The following is a 23,255-nucleotide window of genomic DNA, read 5'->3' as shown; positions in this document are numbered from 1 at the left end:
CCGGGCAGGTACCGTGGGCCGACCGATTCGGATGACAGTTCACCCGACGTGAGGACATGGGATGCCACGATCGCGCGAGGAGCGCTTCGATCTCCTTGCCGGGTGGGAGAAACGTGCGGAATGGCCGCTGGCGATCATCGCCGCCCTGTTCCTGATCGCGTACTCGGTGGATGTCCTCGGCGATCCCGGTCGGCTGTTCTCCTTCGGTATCGGGATCGTCGTCGGGTTGTCGTGGCTGGTGTTCGTCGTCGACTACTTCGTGCGGTTGTCGATCACCCCGGATCGGGGACGCTGGTTTGTGCGGCACCTGTTCGATCTGGCGGTCGTGGTCCTGCCGATCCTGCGACCGTTGCGGCTGGTCAGCTTGGTTATCCTGGTCGGTGCGCTGCAGAAGGCGCTCGGTGGTGCGATCCGCGGTCGGGTCGCGATCTACACCTCCGCGACGGCGATCCTGCTGATCTATGTGGCATCCCTGGCGGTGTACGACGCCGAACGGGGACGTCCGGGCGCGACGATCACGTCGTTCGGGGATGCGGTGTGGTGGTCGTTCGTCACCGTCACCACCGTCGGCTACGGGGATTTCGCGCCGGTGACGATCACCGGACGGGTGGTCGCGGTGCTGCTGATGATCGGCGGGATCAGTCTCATCGGTGTGGTCACCGCGACGATCGCGTCGTGGATCGTCGAGCGGGTTGCCGAGGAGGATGACGCCGGCCGGGCCGCGACCGCCGCCGAGATCCGCGAGTTGAAGGACGAGATCCGGATGCTGCGGGAATCGTTGAGCACGGGAAGCGGGGTCGCGGGCGCCGATGCCGATATAACCGGGATGAATACGACCACCCACGACAATTATTGACGCGAGACCGCTGAGCCATCCCGGTTATATCCGCTGATCCGCTCCAGACCCGTCAAGCCAGCGCCAGACCGACCGCGGTGAGGACCGACCACACCAGCATCGCGATGCCGGTGGCACCCAGCGACGGGATGAGACCGGGGCCGGTGGCGTTACAGGACGAAACCCGGATCGCCGCGGCAATCGACGGGCACCGGAAGCGGGATCGCGCACCGAAGCCGATCTCGATACCGATATAACCGGGATGAATACGACCACCCACGACAATTATTGACGCGAGACCGCTGAGCCATCCCGGTTATATCCGCTGATCCGCTCCAGACCCGTCAAGCCAGCGCCAGACCGACCGCGGTGAGAACCGAGGACACCAGCATCGCGATGCCGGTGGCACCCAGCGACGGGATGAGACCGGGGCCGGTGGCGTTACAGGACGAAACCCGGATCGCCGCGGCAATCGACGGGCACCGGAAGCGGGATCGCGCACCGAAGCCGATCTCGATACCGATATAACCGGGATGAATACGACCACCCACGACAATTATTGACGCGAGACCGCTGAGCCATCCCGGTTATATCCGCTGATCCGCTCCAGACCCGTCAAGCCAGCGCCAGACCGACCGCGGTGAGAACCGACCACACCAGCATCGCAATGCCGGTGGCACCCAGCGACGGGATGAGACCGGGGCCGGTGGCGTGTCGGAGGACCGGGCGGGCGGCGACGACGATCAACGGTGCGGTGGCCAGCCCGATCAACACCCATGGGGTGGCGGGGATGAGCACCAGACTCGCGATCAGCGGCACCGACAGGAGGACGACGAACAGGACGCGGGTGGCGCGGTCGCCGAGCCGGACGGCGAGGGTGATCTTGCCGGATTCGGTGTCGCTGGGGATGTCGCGGAGGTTGTTGACCACCAGGACCGAGGTGGAGATGGCGCCGACGGCGATCGCGCAGACCAGGCCCACCCAGTCGACGCGGCCCGACGTGACGTACTGGGTGCCGAGCACCGCGACCAGGCCGAAGAAGGTGAACACGGCGATCTCGCCGAGTCCGTAATAGCCGTACGGTTTGGATCCGCCGGTGTAGAACCAGGCGCCGGCGATGCAGACGGCACCGATCACCACCAGCCACCACGCGGTGGTGACCGCGAGGATCAGACCGCAGACAGCACCGAACCCGAAGCAGGCGAACGCGGCGGCCTTGACCGCCCCGGGTGCGGCGGCCCCGGACCCGACCAGCCGCATCGGCCCGACCCGCTCATCGTCGGTGCCGCGGATGCCGTCGGAGTAGTCGTTGGCGAAGTTCACCCCGATGATCAGGGCGACGGACACCAGCAGCGCGAGCACCGCCTTCCACCAGGTGACGTCGCCGACGTAGAGGGCTGCGCCGACACCGGCGACCACCGGGGCGATCGCGTTGGGCAGGGTTCGGGGTCGCGCGCCTGCGATCCACTGGGTTGGGGTTGCCACGCCCTTGATCGTGCCACGGCCGGTGCGGGCGGCCGACGCGACGTCGACGCCGAGTTCCCAGGGGATCGGTCACACCTGCGGCGCGGTCGCCCAGCCGGGGCTCGGTGGCATCGTCGGCCAGGGCTGGGACTGGTCGATCGGTTCGCGGCGGGGCAGGTCGGCCGGCGTCGCGGCGTCGCAGGCGTGCTGGTCGGCGGTGGGTGTCGGGTAGATCGCCATGAAGTCGAAGCGGGTGACATACCAGCCGCCGAAGACGTTGCGGCCAGTGGTACGACCGGGGCCGGTGGGTCGGGCGGGTGGGGTGGCGCCGGTGCGGACGAGGTCGATCTCGACCGGGCGGGCGGGCATCGTCCGGGATCGCCACTTGGGGCTGTCGGCGCCGCGCACCGATTGATAGCTGTATCGGCACAACACGATTCGCGTCCAGTCGGCCCTGTCCTCGCGGCGCAGCGCGGTGTAGAAGGTGGTACCCACGCCGGGCTCCGTCGGGGACACCTCGGGTGGATAGACGGTGATCATCTGGGAAATATTCGATGGCGCGGCATCGGCGAAACCGGGATATCCCCACTGCAGGGATTCCCCGGCGTTGGCCAATTCGAAGGATTCGACAAAGGCACGCACGAATGTGCCCTCCGGGCCATTGACCTCGACGACGGGACCGGGAATCCAGCGGTAGGTCATGTCGAATTGGGCGGGGATCGTTTCGTCGTCGAGCGTGACCATTTGCGCAGGATTCTCGGGTGGTCGGGTGGGTGATCCGCATGCCGTCAGCGTCGCCATCAGGGCAAGTCCGATCGCGGCGAGTGCGCGTTGCCGTCGTCGGGACATCGACGATCATCCCCTTCGGTCGAACGTAGGGGCAGGGACTTTCGCCCAGCATAGATGTGAATGATGAGACTGGTGGGATTTCGGCGCCCCTTGCCATCGGGTGATGGACGTGGTGATCTGTGAGAGGTTTCGAACTCACGTCGGGAGCAGTTCATGCACTGGTTTGTCGACAGCCCACTTCTCACCCTGTTCTTCTGCGTCGGGGTCGGATGCATCGTGGGGAAAATCCCGTTCGGCCCCGTTTCCTTCGGCCCGGCGGGCGCATTGTTCGTCGCGCTCGCGTTGTCGGCGATCGACTCCGATGTGTCATTGCCGCCGATCGTGACGAGCCTGTCGCTGTGCGTGTTCTGTTATGTCGTCGGAATCGCCGCGGGGCCGTCATTCGTCAACGCCATTCGCACCGGCTGGAAACCCGTGCTGGTGTCGATCACCGCCATCATCGCGATGGCCGCCGCCGCGCTCGGCGTGGGCAAGGCCTTCGGGCTGGACATCGGGACGATCGCCGGGTCGTTCGCCGGTGCGGGTACCGCGACCGCCGCGCTCGGCGCCGTGCAGGAGCAACTCGCCGGCGATGGCCCCATCCCACCGCAACCCGCGATCGGCTACGCCGTGGCGTATCCGATCACGGTGTTCCTGACGATCCTGGCGTGTAGGTATCTGATCTCGGCCGGCAGACGCAAGCCGACCGCCGAGGACCGGGAGAAGCTCCCGCCGATCGTGGTGCGCACCCTGGAGATCGTGCATGATCCGGGCCTGACCGTTCACGATTTCTCCCAACGGTTTTCGGCGGTCATCTCGCGATTGACCCGGGACGCGGAGACCGTCGTCGCGCATGAGTCCGAACGTCTGTATCCCGGCGACCTGGTGACCATCACGGCGCGGGAGAATGTGGCGGAATCGATCGTCGACGAGTTGGGGCGGCCCGCGGCGTCGGAACCGTGGATGGATCGCAGTGCCATCGACTTTCGTCGGATCACCCTGTCGAATCCGCGGCTGGTGGGCCGTGAGTTGCAGGAGCTACGGATGGAGGAGCGGTTCGACGCGGTGGTCAGCCGGGTGCGTCGCGGCGACGTCGACATCATCGCCACGCCGGATCTGGTGCTGCAGAGCGGGGATCGTCTCCGGGTGACCGCACACCGCGATCGGCTCGCCGAGATCGCCACCGAACTCGGTGATTCCGAACGCGCCGCCGGTGACATCAATCCGATCGGCCTCGGCCTGGGATTGACGATCGGTCTGATGCTGGCGTTCGTCGAGATCCCGCTGCCCGGAGGCGGCACGCTCGTATTGGGCACGGCCACAGCGCCTCTCATCGTCGGTGTGATCCTGGGCGCGCTCGGCCGCACCGGTCCGGTGGTGTGGACATTGCCGGGCAACGTCGCCAACACCTTGAATCAGTACTCGCTGTTGGTGTTTCTGGTGGCGGTCGGCACCGGCGCCGGAGCCGGGTTGGTGACGGCTTTGGGCAACAACGGTATTCAGTTGGTGGTGCTGGGGTTGACGATCTCCCTGGCACACGCCCTGGTGTGCGTCGTCGGCCTGCGTACCGTGCTGCATTACGGGACGGCGCGGGCGCTCGGCGGTCTGACCGGGTCGCAACTGAATCCGGCGCCGTATGCGTTCGCGATGGGTAAGGTTCCCGATCAGCGGGTGGCGCTGGGGTATGCGGTGCTCTTCCCGGTGTCGATGATCGTGAAAGTGCTACTGGCGCAGATCATGGTGGTCTACTTCTGAGCGTCGTGCTGGTGGTTCGTGCGGGGTAGCACGAACCATGCGATCACCGTGCCGAACGCGAGAAACGCTGCGCCCAAAGCGAATCCGGTCCGGAAGCCGTCGGCGGGGAGTGTGGAGTGCGCGGCGACGGTCACCAGGATCGCGAGGCCGATGGTGCCGCCGAGTTGCCGGGAACTGTTGAGGACGCCGGAGGCGAGGCCGACGTCGGAGTCGCGCACGCCGGCGGTGCCGACGGCGCCGACGAGCACCATCGATCCGCCGATACCGATGGCCGCGACCATGGACGGCAACAGGATTCCGCGCCAGAAGTCGAACTCGTCGGGCATCAGCGCGAACAGCAGCAGCCCGACGGCGCCAAGCAGACCGAGAACCCCGATGCTGTTGCGGGGACCGATGATCGGTGCGATCCGGCTCGACACCACGATGCCGATGACGACGCCGCCGCAGAACGGCAGGAACAGTAGTCCGGCGATGTCGGATTCGACATTCCAGACCGTCTGCACGAACAGTGAGGCGAAGTAGAATGCCGCGAGTTGGCCGGCGGCGAGCATGAATCCGAAGATGTTGGCGCCCAGGATACTACGGGCGGCCATCAGATGCGGTGGCATGAGCGGGTGGGTGACGGAGCGTTCGACGCGAGCGAATCCGATCAGTAGTACTGCCGCACAGATGAATCCGATGACGGTGGGCGCCGACGACCAGCCGTGGTCGCCGCCCGAGCTGACCGCGTAGACCAGCGCACCGACGCCTGCGGTGACGAGGACCGCGCCACCGACGTCGAGGCGTCCGGCATCGCGCCGTTGCTCGTGCGCGACACCGCGCAGGGCCGCGGCGAAGGCGATCGCGACGATCGGCACATTGACGAACAGCACTGCCCGCCAGGAGAACCAGTCGGTGAGGACGCCGCTGAGCACGACGCCGACCGCACCTCCGGCGGCTCCTGCACCACCCCAGAAGGCCATCGCCGTCTTGCGGACGGCCGGGTCGGCGATGCTCGACGCGAGAGCGAGGGATGCAAGCGCCAGAAGTGCCCCGGCGACGCCCTGCAGTGCGCGGGCGCCGACGAGCAGGGTGGAGCCCGTCGCCATTCCCCCGGCGATGCTGGCCACCGCGAAGAGGGCGAGGCCGGCCAGGATGACCGTCCGTCGTCCCCAGAGGTCGCCGAGGCGTCCGCCGAGCAGCATCAGACCGGCGAAGGTCAGCAGATAGGCGGTGACCACCCATTGCAGTCCGGCGGCGCTGAATCCGAGGTCACTACGCATCTGCGGGAGCGCGATGTTGACCAGGGACATGTCGAGCGCGACGAGGAACTGCAGCGAGAAGATCGTCGCGATGAGTGCCCGATGGTGTGCGGGCGCGGCGACGGACGTCGACGGCGTGGTCACGGGAACCTCCGTTCGGGGGTACGCGACGCGTTTCGGTACGCGTACGTTTACGTATGCGTACGTGAGGGTAACCTAAGACTCCCGGTTGGTACAAGGGACTCCCCGCGCCGTTGACAGCGCTCTGGTGTGCGTTGACGGCGCTCTCGTCTACGTTGACAGCGCCCTGGTGTGCGTTGACAGCGCTCAGGCGCCCCGCGACGCCCGCGCGAGCACCCCGTCGACCTGTGCCGACACGGCGTCGCGGACCCGGAACTGCGCGGCGTACTCGGGCAGGTGCGGCAGGAGGCGCGCGATCGTCGGGACGTCGACGAGGTCGGCGGGATCGATGGTCTGATGCCACGACTTCTCGCCCGGTGTGCGGCGCGCGAGGGTGTCCTGCCATTGGAGTTCGGAGGCGACGATGTACCACACCGCGCGCCAGGCCGACATCGCCTCGACCTCGTCGACCCCCAGCTCCAGGGCGGCCTCGACGAAGGTGTCGGCAAGGACCAGCGCAGGTGCGCCGACGGTGGTCCCGTCACGCAGAATCGGGACGATCCAGGAGATGCGCGCCAGTTCGTCGTACATGCCGACCGCGACGTCGATCATCCGGTCACGCGGCGGACCGTCGGGCCGGACCCATGGGATTCGTGCCGCCACTTCGGTCAGAACCAGTTGCAGCAGTTCGGTTTTGTTGGCCACGTAATTGTAGAGCGTCATCGGCTTGGAGCCGAGCTCTGCCGCCAGGCGGCGCATGCTGAGGCCGTCGACACCGTCGCGCTCGATGATGAGGATGGCGGCGTCGACGATGGCGTCACGGGTCAGGGACGGGGCCGGGGGCATGGTGCCCTATTTCTACCAGTGGTGGCCACGATTCACCGATTCACGGCATTCGAAAGCGCTGTCGACGTTCACGCGAGCGCTGTCAACGCGTGAGAGAGCGCCGTCAACGATGCCGGGGTCAGCGACCGGTCGGCGAGCGGTCAGCTCTCGGTCGGTGTCAGTTCGATGCAGTCCACGCCCCACCCGAGTGGCGTGGAGGTGACGATCGACCAGCCGGCGGCGGTGGTGAGCCGCTCGATGTCGACCTGGGTGCGCGGGGGGACGCCGACGGCGCCGAGGTGCACCAGGGCCATTTCGGTGGCGCGGGTGTTGAGCGCGTCGGGTTCGGTCGATTCGACGAGGATCAGCGAGTCGGCGATCTCGACGAGTTCCCGTAGGTGTCCGATCACCTCGTCGTCGGTGCGGTGTTCGCATGCGCTCGCCAGCACCATCACGTCGGTGCGGGTCCACTCCTCACCGAAGTCCTTGTCGCCCTGCGAATCTGCCCGCCGAAGTGCCGAGAGCGGTTCCGTCTCTTCGACGATCCGTATGGATGCTTTGACGCCGCCGTCGCGCAGCCCGTCGGCGACGACGAGTGCGGCCGGGCCGCCGATGGAAATGTCGGAGTATCCGCGCCACAACGGAAGTCGAGCAAGAGCGGGCATCAGGAAGGTCAGGCCGTCGGCTTCGTCGACCAACTCGTCGTAGCGATCCGCCGCGGATGCGACATGCCGGCGCAAGGTGGTATCCGTGCTGTGTTCCCACGCCGACCGTCGCGCGGTGACGGCGTCGGCGAGTCCGGCGAGCGCGAGCACCTGATCGGCATAGAGGCTGTCGAATTCCTCACGGGCGTGGTCATCGTCGACGAGTCGCTCGCCGTACTCCCCGACCGCGACCTTGTCGCCGTCCAGACGTAGAACCGCGACATCCAGCAGCACGTTGATCACCGGGTCGATCTGTGCGGCAGCCACATTCAGGGAATCGGCGAGTTCACCGCGGTCGCGGGGGCCCGCGGCGACCGCGTCGAGCAGTCCCAGCTTCAGTGCCGCGCGGGTCGCCAACCACGGTACGGGAGAACCGATCTCGGCAGGCGAGGTCGACGTGTCCGCCTCTGCCACAGCATCGACACCGTGATCGTCACGGATGTGCCAGTAGCCGGTGATATCGCTGTGCGACTTGGGAATTCCCCAGTCCCGGTTGACGTGTCGTCGAAGCGCTAGCAGTGCACGGCTTTCCGCGGCGGCCCAGACGTAACCTACTCCGCGGGGTGCGGGCATGGACGTCAACGCCGCGGTGAACGCATCCCGATCACCGGGCTCGGCGAGCAGCCAGGTGACCGAATCCCCTGTGCGAGTATGGATGTCCTGGCGTGCGCGATCATCAGAGATGGTGATGATCGCGCGGGCGGGACCGTCGACGGGCCGTTCGGTGAAGAACCGGTCGATCGCCGGGATGGCGGTCTCGTCGCCGATCAGGATCGTCTCGTCGACGTCATCGGGGATGATCGTCGAGGCCTTGGGGCCGACGAACCAGAGGTCGTCACCGGGTTGCGCGGACCGCGCCCACGCCTCGGCCGGGCCGCCGTCGTGCCGATCCGAGGTGTGGACGACGAAGTCGAAGGACACCTCGAGGGCATCCGGATCGAGGTGATGCGGGGTGTAGTCGCGTGTTTCGCGATGTTCCGACGGTCGCCAGTCGATGCCGTTCTCGCTCTGGTGGGGCACCGCGTCGGCGATGTCGCCGCCGGGTGCGAAGATCAGTTTGACGTGGTCGTCGAACATCGGGGCGGCGAACGCGGGGAACGTCATGCCGTCGCGGGTGAACTCGCCGAGTTGGGGGCCGCCGACGGTGACGCGGCGCATTCGCGGCGTGATGTCCTCGACGCGGCGCACCTGCACACAACGCAGCACCAGCGGGTGGGCTCGGTAGCGGGAACGGTTCATGGACTCGCATCACCTCGTCACGGACTCGTGGGCAACAATTTAGGTGACACTAAGCTACCGCGCGTCGTCGAGGTGACCGCGCGCAGATCGCCGGCAACGGGGTCCGGACGCGACAATCGGCCGCACACCGATGGTGTGCGGCCGATTGCGATTGAGTGCTTGACCTGGTCTGACGGGGTGTCAGACTCCGGCGGGCGCCTCGGGCAGGCTCGCGAGGACCGCGGCCTTGAGATCGTCGACCGTGGTGGCCGAGGTGATCACGGCAACCGACGCGGCGTCGGCGGTCTCGAGGATGCCGAGCAGCAGGTACTCGCCGCGCAGGGTGGTGTCCCCGCGTTCACGGGCGATACGGATCGCGGCCTCGAGCGCCTGTCGCGTCTCGGGTGCGAAGCGGGGGCGCATGCCCCGGCCGCGCGGTCCGCGCCGGCCGCGGCCCGGTTCGAACGGTCCGTCACCGAAGTCAACGTCCTCGCCCGGACCGCCGGGACCGAAACCGCCCCGTCCACCGGGACCGCCCTGACCGAAGCCACCGCGTCCGCCGGGACCGCCCTGACCGAAACCGCCCCGTCCGCCGGGACCGCCCTGACCGAAACCGCCGCGTCCGCCCGGGCCCCCGGGGCCGAAACCGCCGGGACCGAATGCGTCGGGACCGCAGATTCCCTGACCACGGCCGCGTCCTTCGCCGTGACCGTGGTGGCCGCGATGACCACGCGATCCACGGCCGCGGCCTCGACCGCGTCCACGTTCGGGGCGCTCGGCCCAGCCGTCGGCGAGGTCGTCGCCGAAGTTGTCACGCACCGCGTCCCGCACCTTGTCGAGGTCGATACCGATGGAGCGCAATGCTTCCCGGTCTTCCTCGTAGCGGTCGGCGGCACTCTGCTCGGCGGCGGTGTCGTCGTCGACGTCGTTCTCGTCGTGGTAGGCGCGGGCCGCGTCACGCGCCCCCGCCAGGGTCAACCCCTGCTCGGTGAGGATGCCGAACAGCGGCGAACGCGCGTTGCACAGCATTCCGAGAATGAGGTGATCGTTGCCGAGCCGGGTGTGCCCCAGATCGGCGGCTTCCTGCGTGGCAAAGGCCAGCAGCATCTTGTCGTCTTGAGTGAATCGACCAAACATGATGGCTCTCCTTAGAGATTGTGCGGGCCCCATCACTGGGTCTCGCGTGATGAATGTTTCTGGTGCACGGCCTGACGGCTGATCTGCAAGACCTCTGCGATCGCCTGCCAGCTCCAACCCTTGTCGCGGGCATTGGCCACCTGCACCCCCTCGAGGCGGTCGGCGAGCGTGCGCAGTGCGCGTACTGCTGCCAACCCCTGTGCCGGATCGTCGCTCGCGGCGGCTCCGGCCAGGTTCTGAGCCTCGGTGGATTCGGTGTTCTCGTCGTGCATAGTGTCAGGTTATCTTGACTGACTGGGCATGTCAAGAATTATTGACGAAGAATTGTTCCGCGACGACGCGGACGACTCAGTGGCAGGTCTGAACTGGGTTTATGCGTGACCGAGAGCGCTGTCAGTACAACCGGAGCGCGTCGCCCTACTCGTTGGCGATGGCCTCGGTGATGTTCATGCGGGCGGCGCGCCGGGCGGGGACCGCCGCTCCGACGAGGCACAGCACCACCGATGCCGCGACGAACACGATGGTGATCGGACGCGGCGAGTAGGCGACGTCGATCGACGTCGTGGCGGCGAGGATCTCGTCGCTCAGCACATGCAGGATGGCGCCGACGACGAGGCCGGTGAGCGCTCCGACGACGGCGACCGCGCCGGCCTCGGCGAGCACCATGCGGGATACAAACCGTCGGGATGCGCCCATCGCGCGCAGCACGCCGAGTTCGCGTCGCCGTTCGATCACCGAGAGCAACAGGGTGTTGAGCAGTGCGATCGCCGCGGCCACCGAGACAATCCACTGGATGGCGACGGTGAAGGCACCGGACTGCTCGGCCTGCCCACGGGTCGCGGCGAGCGCCTCGGCGCCGGAGTACACATACACCGGGGAGCCGCCCTGCGATGGGTTCTCGGCGGCGATGCGTTCCAGTGCCGCGCGGACCGCGGTCTTGTCGGCGTCGGGTGCGGTGATCACCTGAAGGTAGGTGGCGCCGGTGCGATCGAACCACGTCGACAGCAGCGCGTTGGACACCGCGCCGGTTCCGGAGTCGATGGACACGTAATCGACTGTGTCGCGGACGATCACGTCGTGATAGCCGGTCGGCGACGCCAGCCGCAGGGTGTCACCGGTCTCGACGCCGAGGGTGCGTGCCAGCACATTGGACAGCAGAATCCCGTTGCCGTCCAACACTTGTCGCACCGCCTCGGGAGAAGCCTTGCGCATGAACGGCGCCCGGGACCCCGGCACCAGGCCCTGCAGCAGGATGCGGTCGGCACCGGCGTTCACGTTGGCCCACTGGCCGACCACCACATCGGTGACGCCGGGCACCTCCCGGGCCTCCTGATAGATCTCCGGCGACAGCTCCGGCCCCAGGGGCACCTGATCTTTCGACTGTGACGAGATGTAGAAGTCCGGGTCACCGAGACCGTCGAGCGACGACGAGATCGACGACACCAGATTGTCCAGAGCACCGGAGGTACCCATGCCGACGGCGATCGCGACCGCCACCGTCATCAATGTCGCCCAGGCACGACGCGGCGCACGTCGGGTGTTGACCGATGCCAGACGCCCTGGACCACCGAAGAATCGGGCCAACCGCACCACCGCGGCCACCAGGGGCCGGGTGAGTGCGAAGCAGATCAGCAGCGCGCCGACGGCGTACACCGCACCGGCGATGATGGCCGGGCGGCCCGGCACGGTGACGACGATGATCCACGCGGCGAGGACGGTGAGCACGCCGACGATGCCGGCGGTCCAGACGACCACGCCGCGGCGGGGCACACTGTCGGCGACCTCACCGGGCGTCATCGCCTCCACCGGCGACACCGAGAACACCGACCGCGCAGCCAGACTCGTCGCACCGACGCAGGCGATCACACAGGCCATGACGGCGACGACGGGCGCGTAGGCGGGCAGGTGGTAGGCGATCTTGATGGTCACCGCGTCGCGGGTCACCGGCGGCACCGTCGACACCGCCCAACGACCGGCGAGAATGCCGATCGGTACGCCGATCCCGCCACCGATCAGTCCGAACAGTGCTGCCTCGCCGAGCATGTCGCCGACGAGGTTGCGTCGCCGGGCGCCCAGGGCCCGCACCATCGCCAGCGACTGCCGACGGGAGGCGACGGCCATGTTCATCGTGTTGAACACCAGGAACGCCGCAATCACCAACGAGATCAACGACACCAGCAGAGTCGCATCGCGGGTGACCGAGGTGGCGACTTCGGCTTGGCGGGTGCGGAAGTCGGGGTCCACGACCACCGCCCGTCCGCCGACGACCTGGGAGATCCGGCTGCGCAACGCGGCGATGTCGACACCGGGTTTGGCGACGATGAAGATCGAGTCGACCTTGCCGGGTAGCGCCACATCACCGTTGCCGAATTCGCCTTCCTTGCCGGTGAGCCGTTGTGCCAGATCGAGATAGGCGAACATGTAGGTGCCGCCGTTGAGCCGGTCGGCGCCCTCGCCGGTCGCGACCTGCAGCACCCGCAAGTCGATGCCGTCGATCGAGAGCCGTTGGCCCTCAAGGAATCCGGTGTTCGGGCCGACGATCACCCCGTCGGCGAGATCGTCGAGCGACAGGCCGGTGCCGCCCTGCATCGACCGGAGGTCACCGGACAGGGCGGTGACCCGGAAATCGGAGCCCAACAACGGGATCGGTCTGCCGTCGACGGTGACGGCACCGCGGATCATCGGCACCACCGCCTTCGCGTCGGGCACCTCGGCGCGTATCCGGCCGGCCAGCGAGTCGTCGATCCCGGAGTCGGTGATGGCGGCGACCTCGACGTCGGCGGTCCCGGAGATCGCGGCGTTGAAATCACGGACCGATTCGGTGAACGACCCGTATGTCCCCAGCACGGCGACGAGCAACGCCGAGGACACCAGCACCACGCTGAGCGAGGTGAACACGCGTAGTCGGTGGGTGCGGATCTCGCGCAGGTTGAGGATGCGGACGCGGGTGAGCCCGGCGAGCACCCCGCCGGCGACGGCGCGGACGCGGTTCACGCGATCTGTCCGTCGCGCACCGTGATCGTGGTGTCGGCGACGCCGGCGGCGGCCGCGTCGTGGGTCACCATCACCACCAGGCGACGCTGACCCTCGTGCGCCACCTCCGAGAGGAGGTCGAGGACCGACGCCCCGGTGGCCGAGTCGAGGTTGCCGGTGGGTTCGTCGGCCAGCAGGATCGCTGGTTCCATGATGAGCGAACGGGCGATGGCCACGCGTTGCATCTGGCCGCCGGACAACTCCGACGGCCGGTGATTGACGCGGTCACCGAGACCGACGCGGTCGAGGAGATCGATGGCGCGGGGTTTGGCCTTGCGCAGCGACTGACTGTCGAGAAGCCTTGGCAGAGCGACGTTTTCCCACGCCGACATCGTCGGCACCAGGTTGAAGAACTGGAAGATGAAGCCGACGCGGGTGCGGCGGAACGCCGATGCGGCGTTGTCGTCGAGGGAGCCGAGGTCGACGCCGTCGACGCGGATCGAGCCGGACGTGGGGGTGTCGAGCGCACCCATCAGGTGCAGCAGCGTCGATTTGCCCGCACCCGACGGTCCGACGACGGAGACGAATTGGCCGCCCGGCAACGAGAGGTTGACCCCGTCGAGGGCTCGCACCCGTTCATCACCGAGCGAGTACTCCCGCACCAGATCGACGGCCTCCACCAGGTTCTGCTCCCCCACCGCTGCCATGGGATCAGATCGTAGTGGGAAGGCTCACCCGGTGAACCGTCCAGTGGCGTAGAACTCATCGAGCACGGCCGTCGGCGCGGTCAGCTCCAGCCCCTGCGATGCCAGCCAATCATCGTCGAAATACGTTGTGCTGTAACGGTCTCCGGAGTCGCAGAGCAGGGTGACGACGCTGCCGGGCCGACGGCCGGCGACCATCTCGGACACCAATTTCAGTGCACCCCACACGTTGGTGCCGGTGGATCCGCCGACGCGCCGGCCGAGCCGGTTGCTGATGCAGCGGGCGGTGGCGACGGACGCGGCGTCGGGCACGCCGATCATGCGGTCGATGACCTGGGAGACGAACGACGGCTCGACGCGCGGTCGGCCGATGCCCTCGATGCGGGAACCGATTTCCGAGGTGATCGATCCGTCGCCGGAGGAGTAGGCGGGCAGGAAGACCGAGTTCTCCGGGTCGACGACGGCGAGCCAGGTGGGATGGCGGCGATAGCGCAGGTAACGGCCGAGGGTGGCCGACGTGCCGCCGGTGCCGGCGCCGACGACGATCCAGGTGGGCACCGGGTGCTCCTCGTCGGCCATCTGCGCGAAGATCGACTCGGCGATGTTGTTGTTCCCGCGCCAGTCGGTGGCCCGTTCGGCCATGGTGAACTGGTCGATGAAATGGCCGCCGAGTTCGGCTTCCAGGGTGAGCGCCGCGTCGTACACGTCGGACGGCCGGTCGACGAGATGGCAACGGCCACCTTGACGTTCGATGAGGGCGGTCTTCGACGGCGAGGTGTTGGAGGTCATCACGGCGATGAACGGCACGCCGATCAGGCGGGCGAAGTAGGCCTCGCTGACCGCCGTCGACCCCGACGACGCCTCGATGACCGTGGTCCCCTCGGTGATCCAGCCGTTGCAGATCGCGTACAGGAACAACGACCGCGCGAGGCGGTGTTTGAGCGATCCGGTCGGGTGGGTGCTCTCGTCCTTGAGGTAGAGATCGACGCCGACCTCCGCACCCGACTCGTCGATCCAGCGTGACCATTCGGGCAGTTCGATGCGCAGCAGGTGGGTGTCGGCGCTGCGGCGGGCGTCGGCCTCGATGATGCGGACGGCGTTGTCGGCCCAGCCGCGATCGAGGCGGCGGTCGATGTCGACGGTGCGGATCTGTGGCGTCGGGGGTGCCGTCGGGGGCACGGTGTCGCGGGTCATCGGCCGCGGTTCAGCTGCCGCTGCCGCGCAGACGCGTCTGCAGGTCGTCGTGACGACGCCGGCGCTGCTCGTCGACGGCGGCGATCTGCTCGTTCACGCGCAACCGCAGCGACTTGAACACCACCATGCCCAACGGCAACGCGATCAGCACACCGAACACGGCGGCCACCAGGATGGGGACGTCGACCCCGGCCAGCTTGCCGATGCCCCAGATGATCGCCGCGAGGACGACCACGAGAGCCAGACGGGCCACGGTGTACAGGGCGACGGCCAGGGCCAGGCTGCCGGCGCTGCCCTGCGATTGCTGCTCTTCACTCACGATTTCCAGGGTAACCCGGTGGTCGATTCGGTCCGGCAGAGCGCTGTCAGTGACGGACAGAGCGCTGTCAACGTCGACGAGGGCGCTGTCAGCGATGAGCAGAGCGCTGTCAGCGTGAGCGAGAGCGCTGTCAGCGTGAGCGAGGGCGCCGTCAACGTGAGCGAGAGCGCCGTCAGTGACGGACAGAGCGCTGTCAACGTGAGCGAGGGCGCTGTCAACGCCGACACGGCCGTCCGGGCCAACCCTGTACGAACGCTGTGTGCACCGCCGTCGGCGCGGTTTCCCACCAACGGTGTGGCAGGGCTTGGCAAAGTACGCGTAAAAGGCGCTGGTGGGGCGTGTGCGCAGGTCACAGGCTTCTTTGCACTCTCTTTACTTACCGCTGACGGTTCGAGTACCTGGGCGATTTGCGTGTATTCATGGTGCACGGCCGCGGCATCGGATCCGCGGCGCAAGGAGAGGGAGTTCTCATGACCGCCATCAATCACCCCATGAGCGTCATCACCCCGGGCATGGCCAGCCAGCACACCCTGACCCCCGGTCAGGTGGCCTCGATGTTCAATGTGAACCCCAAGACCGTGGCGCGTTGGGCCAGCTCGGGCATCCTCGGCTCGATCCGCACCCCCGGTGGGCATCGTCGTTTCCGCGAAGAGGACGTCGTCGCGCTGCTGAACCGTCGCCCCTGACCGAGCGCACCGTCGCCCCGGCGACGACCGATCGCCGACGATGACCCGTTGACGTCGGACAGATGACCCACTGGGCAACAAACCTCACGTAAACTCGCTTACAGGGAGGTTGCCATGGCATTTCTGTTCACGCTGATCGGCATCATGGCCGTCGGGTTACTGTTGTGGCGTGCCTTCGGGCCGCAGATGTCCGACGAGTCACGGCAGGTGAGGTCGGCACCGCGCGGGCCGGTCGGCCCCGACGATGATCCCGACTTCCTGAAGGATCTCGACCGGCGTAGTCGCGGTAGCAACGGTTCCGACGCCGACGACCACTGAGTGCGTCCAACCACTGGGTGCGTCCGACCACTGAATGCATCCGTCGACTGGGTGCGTCCGACCACTCCCCTCGTCGGCGTCGTACCGTCGCGACCGACGCCCACCAGCCATCCACGCACGACCCGGCACGTACACCCCGGGGCGACGCGACACGGTCGCAACCACGCTCCGGGAAGGGCCCGCACGCCGTCGTTCCGGACGGTCGAGGCCATTGCCCGCGCCTTCGACGTGAGCGTCACCTATCCTCGGCCATCCCGCTCTCGACGCGTGAAGATGCGGTCGATCACCGGCACACCTGCCGGGATCGACCGGACATCGCTGTGTCCGCGGGACCAACCGCGTCGTCAGCCGGTGATCACAGCCCGGCGTAGGAATGCAGGCCGGAGACCACCAGGTTGATGATGAACAGGTTGAACAGCAACGCGACGAACCCGGCCACGTTGATCCAGGCGGCCGCGGTGTTGCGCCAGCCGGCGGTCGCGCGGGCGTGCAGGTAGGCCGCGTAGATCACCCACGCGATGAACGAGACGGTCTCCTTGGGGTCCCAGCCCCAGAACCGGCCCCACGCCGACTCAGCCCAGATCGCGCCGCAGATGACGCCGAGACCGAACAGCGGGAACCCGAAGACGACGCATTTGTAGGCGAGGCGGTCGAGGGTGTCGGCGCCCGGGATGTGCGCGACGAGTCGCATCACGCCGCCGGTGAATCCGGAGTCGCTGCGCTTGGGATCGTCGGCCTTGGCGCCCCACTGCATCTTCACCAGGTACAACACGCTCGCGACGCCGGAGACGAGCAGCACGCCCGAGCTGATCGAGATGATCGAGACGTGGATGGCCAGCCAGTACGACTTCAGCGCGGGCACCACCGGCGCCGCCTGGGTGTAGAGCCAGCGGCCGGCGATGAACATCAGCAGGATGACCGGCAGCAGCACGAACGACAGCAGCGGCCGGTTGGACGGCTTGCGCAGCACCACGACGCCGGCGACCACGCAGGCCGCGCACGTCATCGAGATGAACTCGTACATGTTGCCCCACGGCGCGCGGTCGGTGGCGATGCCGCGGGTGACGATCGAGGCGATGTGGGCGGCCAGCCCGACGAAGACCACCGGGTAGGCCATCGCGCCGAGCTTCTCGGAGAAGCTCCGTCGGGTGCCCTGGGCCAGTTTGCCGGGGGTCCGGTCGACCGGCGTCGACGATCCGGACGCCGACGATCCGGCTGATCCGGCGGTGGCACCGACGAGTTCCTTGGCCGCGAGCCGACGACTGCGGGCGCCGGCGAGCGCCGCGAGGAACAGGAACATCGCGATCACGTAGACGGTGATGGCGGTGCCGAACAGCAGGTCGGAGTACCGCGCCAGGGTCTCGTCGACCTGTACTGCGCCAGTGTTCATCGGTTCACCTCGGTTGTCACGTGTGCAGCCATTCAGAGTCTGCGGAACTTGGCCGTCCACCCGGTGGGGCGGGCGTCGGGATCGATCAGGGCGGTGGCCTGCTCGTCGAAGCCCTCACCCCAACCGGCCTGGTCGGTCCGGGCGAGCCCGGCGATTTCTACTACAGTACGTCGTTTCGTCGTGGTGGTGCTCGCCCCGCCCGCATCGGCGGCGGTCACCGGCACCAGCCTCGCCCAGATCCGTCGGCGACGCACCAGCAGCGACACCAACAGCCCGATGAGCATCGCGATCGCCGAGACCAGCACCCACGTCTGCGCCGGGTCGTGGGACACCTGCACCGACACCCATCGCTGGTAGCCGTCGAAGGTGACCTCGGTGCCGTCGGCGAGGCGGGTGCTCGCACCCTGCGCTAGATTCACCTGGGATTGCCGCTGCAGCCGGCCCTGGTCGATCAGCCCCTGGTCGAGGGTGTACGCGTTCTGCGGCAGGCCGGTGTCCAGGCCGGTGTCACCCTTGTAGATGCGGATGGCCACCTGCGGGTCGTGCGGCACCGGCGACGACGAACTGAGCAGTGTGCCCTGGTAGTCGGCGGTCGGCGCGAACAGGCCCTCGATGGCGATCTGGTTCTTGCGGCGAACGTCCTCGTCGGGATACATCCCGGCCGGGGTGTCGAAGCGCACCGCCCCCGACGACAGCATCGTCTGCAGTTCATCGGGTATGAAAATGGCTGTCTGCGTCCGCTTTTCACCATTCGGGAAGGTCACGGTGAACCTCGGCGCGAAGCCGTTGCCGAGGACGTAGACGCGGTCGCCGGCCACCCGCAGCGGGTCGTTGACGCGCACCGAGGTCTGCTGCCATTCGCTCGGCGCGGTCGTGGCGTTGTCGCTGTAGGACATCGTCGCGTCGTACATGTCGGGCTGACCGTTGGGCAGGAAGGTGGCCGAGAAGTCGTCGACGCGGAAGCAGAACGGCTCGAGGTCGGTGCCGTCGACGAGGGCGCCGGCGCGGAAGGAGTCGTAGACCGCGGTCGAGGTGTTGCACAGGCCCTGGCCGTCGGCGACGAGGCTGCGGGTGCCCTCGTAGCCGTAGAGCTTGCCGACGGCGATCGAGACCAGCAGCGCGAGCAACGCGAAATGGAAGACCAGGTTGCCGAATTCGCGCAGGTACCCCTTCTCCGCGGACACCTCGACGCAGCCGTCCGGATACTTGTCCGACGGTTCCCGGACGACGACGTTGCGACGCCAGCCCCGCAGGTTGCCGGAGATGCGTTCGGCGAGGTCGTCGGGGTCGCCGTCGACGGTGGTCTCGATGTGCCGCGGCAGCCGCGCCAGGTTGCGGGGTGCGGCGACGGGGGTGGCGCGCAGGCTCTTGGCGTGTTCGATCATGCGTGGGGTCAGACACCCCACCAGCGACACGAACAGCAGCACGTAGATCGCGGTGAACCACACGCTGGAGAAGACGTCGAACAGTTGCAGCCGGTCCATCCACTGGCCGACCCAGCCCTTGTCGGCGATGTAGGTCAGCGTCTTCTGCTCGTTGAGTTCACGTTGCGGTAGCAGGGCGCCGGGGATCGCGGCCAGCGCCAGCAGGAACAGCAGCACCAGCGCGGTGCGCATCGACGTCAGCGACCGCCACAGGTTGCGGGCCGGCCACCAGAGACGGCGGATCGCCCAATGCGGCTTGTGCGGTGGCGGCGGGGTGGCGGGGACCTCGAGCGGGGTGTCGGCGCGCGTCATACGGGGAGTTCCTGGTTGGTGATGAAGGCGTCGCGGACCCACACGATGAATTGATCCCACAGCCCGGTGACCAGCGCGATACCCACGAGGATCAGCATGACACCACCGAAGACCTGGATGGCGCGGGCGTGGTCACGCAGCCAGCCCAGGCTGCGCAGCGCCCACGCCGACGAGAACGCCAGGATCACGAACGGGATGCCCAGTCCGAGGCAGTAGGCGACGATGAGGAACACGCCTCTGGCAGCGGTGGCGCCCTCGGTGCCGCTGGCGGTGGCGATGACCGCCGCGAGGGTCGGCCCCAGGCACGGCGTCCAGCCGAGGGCGAACACCGCGCCGAGCAGTGGGGCGCCGACGATGTTGGACACCATCCGCGGCGCGAACCGGAACTCGTGTTGCATCATCGGCACCAAGCCGATGAAGACCAGACCCATCAGGATCGTCACCACACCGCCGATGCGTTGCAGCAGTTCATGATTGAGGATGAAGGTGCTGGTGATGCCGAGCACGGTGGCGGTGGCGGCGACGAAGACGACGGTGAATCCGGCGACGAACAGTCCGGCGGCCAGCGCCACCCGCGACCGGCCGCGTTTGGCGGGTTCGTCGACGGTCACCGCGGGCGCCTCGGCACCGACGAGACCGGCGAGATACGACAGATAACCGGGCACCAGCGGCACCACGCACGGCGACGCGAACGAGACGAGACCGGCGACGGCGGCGGCGGCCGCGCCGAGCAGCAACGGCCCCGACGACACGGTGTCGGCGAAGGTCTCCCCGATGCTCACGGCGCCGCCTGCGGTGATTCGGCGACCACTTTCGCCACCGCGTCGCCGAGCATCTGCGCGTCGACGGCCTGCAGGAACACCGCGGCCGGACGATGCTGCCGGTCGAGCACGATGGTCGTGGGGACCACCGACGTCGGGGTGGTCAGCGCGGCCAGCGAGGCCCCGGGGAAGTCGTAGAGGGACGGGAAGCCGACGTTGCGGTCGGTGACGAAGTCCTGCGCCGACTGCCGGTCGTCGCGCAGGTTGATGCCGAGGAACTCCACGCCCTGCGACTTGTACTTCTCGTACACCTCTTCCAGGGCGGCGGCCTCACCGCGGCACGGTGCGCACCACGATCCCCACACGTTGATCACCACGGCCTTGTCGGCGAACCGGGGATCATCGAGCGACAACGGTTTACCGGTGACGAGGTCCTCGCCGGAGATCGTGGCGATCTGCTTGCGGTCGGCGGGGTCGTAGGTGATGACGGTTTTGCCGCCGGGCGAGACGAATTGGAAGGTGTCGCCCTGGGAGACGGCGTCGTCGCCGGTGCTACAGCCGGCGGCAATGAATGCGGCAATCGAGATGAACAGTGCGAAAACGACTTTCAGGTACCGGGCGGTCCGGGGAGCGGACATCGGCGTGCCGGGCACACCACGAACTGGCACCTTCACAACCTTCACGTTCTTCCCGTCACGCCCCGGTGACGAGGGGATCCGACGAGCCGGCCGGCTCGGAGTAGATGATGTCGACGAGCGCGTCGTCGTCGTAGATGAGGCTGGTCAGCGATGCCAGCGAGCACTGCCGACGACGCGGATCGTGCCACAGGCGCTGACCTTCGAGGAAGCGACGCAGCGTGTACACCGGCAGTTGATGGCTGACGCAGATGGCCTCGTGGCCGCGGGCGGTGTCGCGGGCTTTGTTGGCGGCGGCGAGCATGCGATGCGCGAGCTGGATGTAGGGCTCACCCCACGACGGGGTGAACGGATCGCGCAACTTGGGCCAGTGCCGCGGCTTGCGCAACGCGCCGTCGCCGACGGAGACCCTGAGGCCTTCGAAGATGTTGTCGGCCTCGATGAGTTCGTCGTTGGTGAAGATCGGCAGATCGTGTGCTGCGGCGATCGGCGTCGCGGTCTCCTGCGCGCGTTGCAGCGGCGAGGCGAAGACGGCGGTGATGTCGTGGTCGGCGAGGGATTCGGCGACCTTGCGGGCCTGGGCCCGGCCGGCGTCGGACAGGTGGAATCCGGGCAGCCGGCCATAGAGGATGCCGTCCGGATTGTGCACCTCACCGTGGCGCATCATGTGGACGATCGTGTGCATCAGTCGTTCTCCCCGGAGTCGGATTCGGTCGTGCGCGCGGCGCCGGCCTGGGCGGGCACCGCCGCGGCGGCAGCGCGGGCGGCCGCGGGCAGCGCGTCGGCGATTCGAGTGAAAGCATCCCCGTCCAGGGCCGCGGAGACAAACCAGGCCTCGAAGGCGCTCGGCGGCGGATACACGCCGGCGTCCAGCAGGGCGTGGAAGAACGGGGCGAAACGCCAGGTCTCGGTGGCTTTCACCGCGGCATAGTCGGTGATCGGGCGGTCGGCGGGAGTTCCGAAGAACACACTGAGGAGATTGCCCGCCTTCTGCACGCGATGCTCCACGCCGGCCTCGGTGAGGGCGGTGGTGAGGAGGTCGGCGAGGCGGTCGGCGTTGGCGTCGAGCGTGGCGTAGGTGTGGGCGTCGGCGGTGCGCAGGGTGGCGAGTCCGGCGGCGACGGCGACGGGATTCCCGCTCAGGGTGCCCGCCTGATAGACCGGGCCGGTGGGTGCGAGGCGTTCCATGATGTCGGCGCGACCACCGAAGGCCGCGGCGGGCAGGCCACCGCTCATCACCTTGCCGAAGGTGTAGAGGTCGGCGCCGACGCCTTCGAGTCCGAACCAGCCGGCCGGGCTGACCCGGAATCCGGTCATCACCTCGTCGATGATGAGCAGGGCGCCGTGACGTCGGGTGACCTCGCGCAGGCCGGCGTTGAAGCCGTCGAGCGGGGGCACCGCACCCATGTTGCCGGCGGCGGCCTCGGTGATGACGGCGGCGATGTCGTCACCGAACTCCTCGAAGGCCTTCGCGACGGCCTTGAGGTCGTTGTAGGGCAGCACGACGGTGTCGTGGGCCGAGGCACCGGTGACGCCGGGGCTGGTCGGCAGTCCGAGGGTCGCCACGCCCGATCCGGCGTCGGCGAGCAGTGCGTCGACGTGACCGTGATAGCAGCCGGAGAACTTGATGATCTTGGGGCGGCCGGTGAAACCGCGGGCAAGCCGGATCGCCGACATGGTGGCCTCGGTACCGGAGTTGACCAGCCGGACCCGTTCCACCGGGTCGACGCGGTCGATGATCTCCTCGGCCAGGGCGATCTCCGACTCGGTGGGGGCGCCGAACGACAGTCCGCCCTCGGCGGCCTTCTGCACGGCCTCGACGACGGCCGGGTGGGCGTGACCCAGGATCATCGGTCCCCAGGAGGAGACGAGATCGACGTAGGTGTTGCCGTCCACATCGGTGAGCTCGCAGCCCTTGGCCGAGGCGATGAACCGCGGATCGCCACCGACCGCGGAGAACGCCCGGACCGGCGAGTTCACCCCACCGGGGATCGCGTGTTGAGCCCGACGGAACAGTTCACTGGAATTCGGCGCGGCCTCGGCGGATCTGCTCACGGCCTCCAGTGTTCCAAATGGCACCGAGTGACCCAAATTCACGCTGGTCAGGGGGTTCGGTGCGGTCGGGCTGCGACTCACTGGGCGCTTCGCACGCCGAGCGTGCCGTCGTCATGGGCGGTTGCTGTTCGCTGTATTCCGGGCGGACGCCGGTCGGTGCGGATATAACCGGGATGAATACGCCCACTCACGACAATTATTGACGCGAAAGCCCTGAGCCATCCCGGTTATATCGGCACCGACGGCCAATCCCCCACCCGACTCACCCCAACCGGCCGGCCGAGCCGTGATCCCAACCCCCGAACGACCAGCCCGACCCACCTCACAGCACCACCGGCCACACACGCCACACGTTGC

General features: G+C 67.8%; 23 protein-coding genes and 1 pseudogene. 5 read left to right on the top strand and 19 right to left on the bottom strand.

Annotated elements, in window-relative coordinates; genetic code table 11:
* Positions 1-61: 61 nt before the first annotated feature.
* Positions 62-856: a potassium channel family protein gene (locus ABLE94_RS00415; protein ID WP_348807710.1), complete on the top strand. Its 795-nt coding sequence runs from the start codon at positions 62-64 to the stop codon at positions 854-856.
* A gap of 52 nt (positions 857-908) precedes the next feature.
* Here the strand turns inward: ABLE94_RS00415 and ABLE94_RS26360 are convergent, their stop codons facing one another.
* The 4 genes from ABLE94_RS26360 to ABLE94_RS00395 all read right to left on the bottom strand — a co-directional run bounded on the left by ABLE94_RS26360 (position 909) and on the right by ABLE94_RS00395 (position 3,148).
* Entirely contained in the window at positions 909-1,115 is a 207-nt protein-coding gene (locus ABLE94_RS26360) for a hypothetical protein (protein WP_425476102.1), read from the bottom strand.
* 64 nt (positions 1,116-1,179) lie between these two features.
* Positions 1,180-1,386 carry a hypothetical protein gene (locus ABLE94_RS26355; protein WP_425476101.1) on the bottom strand — a complete coding sequence of 69 codons (207 nt, stop codon included), beginning with the start codon at positions 1,384-1,386 and terminating at the stop codon, positions 1,180-1,182.
* 64 nt (positions 1,387-1,450) lie between these two features.
* Entirely contained in the window at positions 1,451-2,320 is an 870-nt protein-coding gene (locus ABLE94_RS00400; protein WP_348807709.1) for a 1,4-dihydroxy-2-naphthoate polyprenyltransferase, read from the bottom strand.
* 69 nt (positions 2,321-2,389) lie between these two features.
* Positions 2,390-3,148, bottom strand: a complete 759-nt coding sequence (locus tag ABLE94_RS00395; protein WP_348805080.1) for a hypothetical protein — start codon at positions 3,146-3,148, stop codon at positions 2,390-2,392.
* Positions 3,149-3,301: 153 nt separating this feature from the next.
* On the opposite strand from ABLE94_RS00395, the gene ABLE94_RS00390 reads away from it, so the two are divergent.
* Positions 3,302-4,882: an aspartate:alanine exchanger family transporter gene (locus ABLE94_RS00390; protein ID WP_348807708.1), complete on the top strand. Its 1,581-nt coding sequence runs from the start codon at positions 3,302-3,304 to the stop codon at positions 4,880-4,882.
* Here the strand turns inward: ABLE94_RS00390 and ABLE94_RS00385 are convergent.
* From ABLE94_RS00385 to ABLE94_RS00345, 9 genes are all read right to left on the bottom strand, one after another.
* Complete coding sequence (locus ABLE94_RS00385) at positions 4,873-6,267, bottom strand: MFS transporter (protein WP_348807707.1); 1,395 nt, start codon at positions 6,265-6,267, stop codon at positions 4,873-4,875. The two genes, ABLE94_RS00390 and ABLE94_RS00385, sit on opposite strands and share 10 nt — an antisense overlap.
* A 183-nt stretch (positions 6,268-6,450) precedes the next feature.
* Positions 6,451-7,089, bottom strand: coding sequence for a TetR/AcrR family transcriptional regulator (locus ABLE94_RS00380; protein WP_348805083.1), 639 nt, complete (start codon positions 7,087-7,089; stop codon positions 6,451-6,453).
* A gap of 140 nt (positions 7,090-7,229) precedes the next feature.
* On the bottom strand, positions 7,230-9,011 hold the full coding sequence (locus ABLE94_RS00375) for a siderophore-interacting protein (protein WP_348807706.1): 1,782 nt from the start codon (positions 9,009-9,011) through the stop codon (positions 7,230-7,232).
* A 180-nt stretch (positions 9,012-9,191) separates the two neighbouring features.
* Complete coding sequence (locus ABLE94_RS00370) at positions 9,192-10,127, bottom strand: Clp protease N-terminal domain-containing protein (protein WP_348805085.1); 936 nt, start codon at positions 10,125-10,127, stop codon at positions 9,192-9,194.
* Between the two features lie 32 nt (positions 10,128-10,159).
* A complete protein-coding gene (locus ABLE94_RS00365; RefSeq protein WP_348807705.1) occupies positions 10,160-10,399 on the bottom strand; it encodes a helix-turn-helix domain-containing protein in 240 nt (79 codons plus the stop codon).
* Between the two features lie 145 nt (positions 10,400-10,544).
* The gene (locus ABLE94_RS00360; RefSeq protein WP_348807704.1) at positions 10,545-13,121 is read right to left on the bottom strand and encodes an FtsX-like permease family protein; all 2,577 of its coding nucleotides are present in this window, start codon (positions 13,119-13,121) and stop codon (positions 10,545-10,547) included.
* Positions 13,118-13,807, bottom strand: coding sequence for an ABC transporter ATP-binding protein (locus ABLE94_RS00355; RefSeq protein ID WP_348805088.1), 690 nt, complete (start codon positions 13,805-13,807; stop codon positions 13,118-13,120). Before ABLE94_RS00355 ends, ABLE94_RS00360 begins: the two co-directional genes overlap by 4 nt.
* Before the next feature lie 24 nt (positions 13,808-13,831).
* Positions 13,832-14,998 (bottom strand): L-cysteine desulfhydrase Cds1, encoded by a 1,167-nt coding sequence (gene cds1, locus ABLE94_RS00350; RefSeq protein WP_348805089.1) that lies wholly within the window; start codon positions 14,996-14,998, stop codon positions 13,832-13,834.
* 10 nt (positions 14,999-15,008) lie between these two features.
* The gene (locus ABLE94_RS00345) at positions 15,009-15,317 is read right to left on the bottom strand and encodes a DUF4229 domain-containing protein (RefSeq protein WP_348807703.1); all 309 of its coding nucleotides are present in this window, start codon (positions 15,315-15,317) and stop codon (positions 15,009-15,011) included.
* 470 nt (positions 15,318-15,787) lie between these two features.
* On the opposite strand from ABLE94_RS00345, the gene ABLE94_RS00340 reads away from it, so the two are divergent.
* The 3 genes and pseudogenes from ABLE94_RS00340 to ABLE94_RS00330 all read left to right on the top strand — a co-directional run.
* Entirely contained in the window at positions 15,788-16,003 is a 216-nt protein-coding gene (locus tag ABLE94_RS00340) for a BldC family transcriptional regulator (protein ID WP_348805092.1), read from the top strand.
* A gap of 114 nt (positions 16,004-16,117) precedes the next feature.
* Positions 16,118-16,321 carry a hypothetical protein gene (locus ABLE94_RS00335; RefSeq protein WP_348807702.1) on the top strand — a complete coding sequence of 68 codons (204 nt, stop codon included), beginning with the start codon at positions 16,118-16,120 and terminating at the stop codon, positions 16,319-16,321.
* Positions 16,322-16,492: 171 nt separating this feature from the next.
* Positions 16,493-16,720, top strand: a pseudogene (locus tag ABLE94_RS00330) (helix-turn-helix domain-containing protein); the annotation flags it as partial.
* Here the strand turns inward: ABLE94_RS00330 and ccsB are convergent.
* From ccsB to hemL, 6 genes are read right to left on the bottom strand one after another with little or no spacing between them, the layout of a single operon-like run.
* On the bottom strand, positions 16,677-17,711 hold the full coding sequence (gene ccsB, locus ABLE94_RS00325; protein ID WP_348807701.1) for a c-type cytochrome biogenesis protein CcsB: 1,035 nt from the start codon (positions 17,709-17,711) through the stop codon (positions 16,677-16,679). The pseudogene ABLE94_RS00330 and the gene ccsB sit on opposite strands and share 44 nt — an antisense overlap.
* A 32-nt stretch (positions 17,712-17,743) precedes the next feature.
* Positions 17,744-19,447, bottom strand: coding sequence for a cytochrome c biogenesis protein ResB (gene resB, locus ABLE94_RS00320; protein ID WP_348807700.1), 1,704 nt, complete (start codon positions 19,445-19,447; stop codon positions 17,744-17,746).
* Positions 19,444-20,223: a cytochrome c biogenesis CcdA family protein gene (locus ABLE94_RS00315; RefSeq protein WP_348807890.1), complete on the bottom strand. Its 780-nt coding sequence runs from the start codon at positions 20,221-20,223 to the stop codon at positions 19,444-19,446. Before ABLE94_RS00315 ends, resB begins: the two co-directional genes overlap by 4 nt.
* Before the next feature lie 2 nt (positions 20,224-20,225).
* The gene (locus ABLE94_RS00310) at positions 20,226-20,846 is read right to left on the bottom strand and encodes a TlpA family protein disulfide reductase (protein WP_425476110.1); all 621 of its coding nucleotides are present in this window, start codon (positions 20,844-20,846) and stop codon (positions 20,226-20,228) included.
* A gap of 55 nt (positions 20,847-20,901) precedes the next feature.
* Positions 20,902-21,528, bottom strand: coding sequence for a histidine phosphatase family protein (locus ABLE94_RS00305; protein WP_348807699.1), 627 nt, complete (start codon positions 21,526-21,528; stop codon positions 20,902-20,904).
* Positions 21,528-22,898 carry a glutamate-1-semialdehyde 2,1-aminomutase gene (gene hemL, locus ABLE94_RS00300; RefSeq protein ID WP_348807698.1) on the bottom strand — a complete coding sequence of 457 codons (1,371 nt, stop codon included), beginning with the start codon at positions 22,896-22,898 and terminating at the stop codon, positions 21,528-21,530. The genes ABLE94_RS00305 and hemL overlap by 1 nt, the downstream gene beginning before the upstream one ends.
* Positions 22,899-23,255 lie beyond the last annotated feature (357 nt).

This window comes from Gordonia sp. VNK1, from assembly GCF_040049135.1.
GTDB lineage: Bacteria > Actinomycetota > Actinomycetes > Mycobacteriales > Mycobacteriaceae > Gordonia > Gordonia oleivorans.
This window is presented reverse-complemented; position numbering and strand designations above follow the sequence as displayed.

Bases quoted from the DNA above. Each gene is read 5' to 3' on its own strand.
- ABLE94_RS00415 (WP_348807710.1), top strand. From the start codon at position 62: ATGCCACGATCGCGCGAGGAGCGCTTCGATCTCCTTGCCGGGTGGGAG.
- ABLE94_RS00395 (WP_348805080.1), bottom strand. From the start codon at position 3,148: ATGTCCCGACGACGGCAACGCGCACTCGCCGCGATCGGACTTGCCCTG.
- ABLE94_RS00390 (WP_348807708.1), top strand. From the start codon at position 3,302: ATGCACTGGTTTGTCGACAGCCCACTTCTCACCCTGTTCTTCTGCGTC.
- ABLE94_RS00380 (WP_348805083.1), bottom strand. From the start codon at position 7,089: ATGCCCCCGGCCCCGTCCCTGACCCGTGACGCCATCGTCGACGCCGCC.
- ABLE94_RS00375 (WP_348807706.1), bottom strand. From the start codon at position 9,011: ATGAACCGTTCCCGCTACCGAGCCCACCCGCTGGTGCTGCGTTGTGTG.
- ABLE94_RS00370 (WP_348805085.1), bottom strand. From the start codon at position 10,127: ATGTTTGGTCGATTCACTCAAGACGACAAGATGCTGCTGGCCTTTGCC.
- ABLE94_RS00365 (WP_348807705.1), bottom strand. From the start codon at position 10,399: ATGCACGACGAGAACACCGAATCCACCGAGGCTCAGAACCTGGCCGGA.
- ABLE94_RS00355 (WP_348805088.1), bottom strand. From the start codon at position 13,807: ATGGCAGCGGTGGGGGAGCAGAACCTGGTGGAGGCCGTCGATCTGGTG.
- cds1 (WP_348805089.1), bottom strand. From the start codon at position 14,998: ATGACCCGCGACACCGTGCCCCCGACGGCACCCCCGACGCCACAGATC.
- ABLE94_RS00340 (WP_348805092.1), top strand. From the start codon at position 15,788: ATGACCGCCATCAATCACCCCATGAGCGTCATCACCCCGGGCATGGCC.
- ABLE94_RS00335 (WP_348807702.1), top strand. From the start codon at position 16,118: ATGGCATTTCTGTTCACGCTGATCGGCATCATGGCCGTCGGGTTACTG.
- ccsB (WP_348807701.1), bottom strand. From the start codon at position 17,711: ATGAACACTGGCGCAGTACAGGTCGACGAGACCCTGGCGCGGTACTCC.
- resB (WP_348807700.1), bottom strand. From the start codon at position 19,447: ATGACGCGCGCCGACACCCCGCTCGAGGTCCCCGCCACCCCGCCGCCA.
- ABLE94_RS00310 (WP_425476110.1), bottom strand. From the start codon at position 20,846: ATGTCCGCTCCCCGGACCGCCCGGTACCTGAAAGTCGTTTTCGCACTG.
- ABLE94_RS00305 (WP_348807699.1), bottom strand. From the start codon at position 21,528: ATGCACACGATCGTCCACATGATGCGCCACGGTGAGGTGCACAATCCG.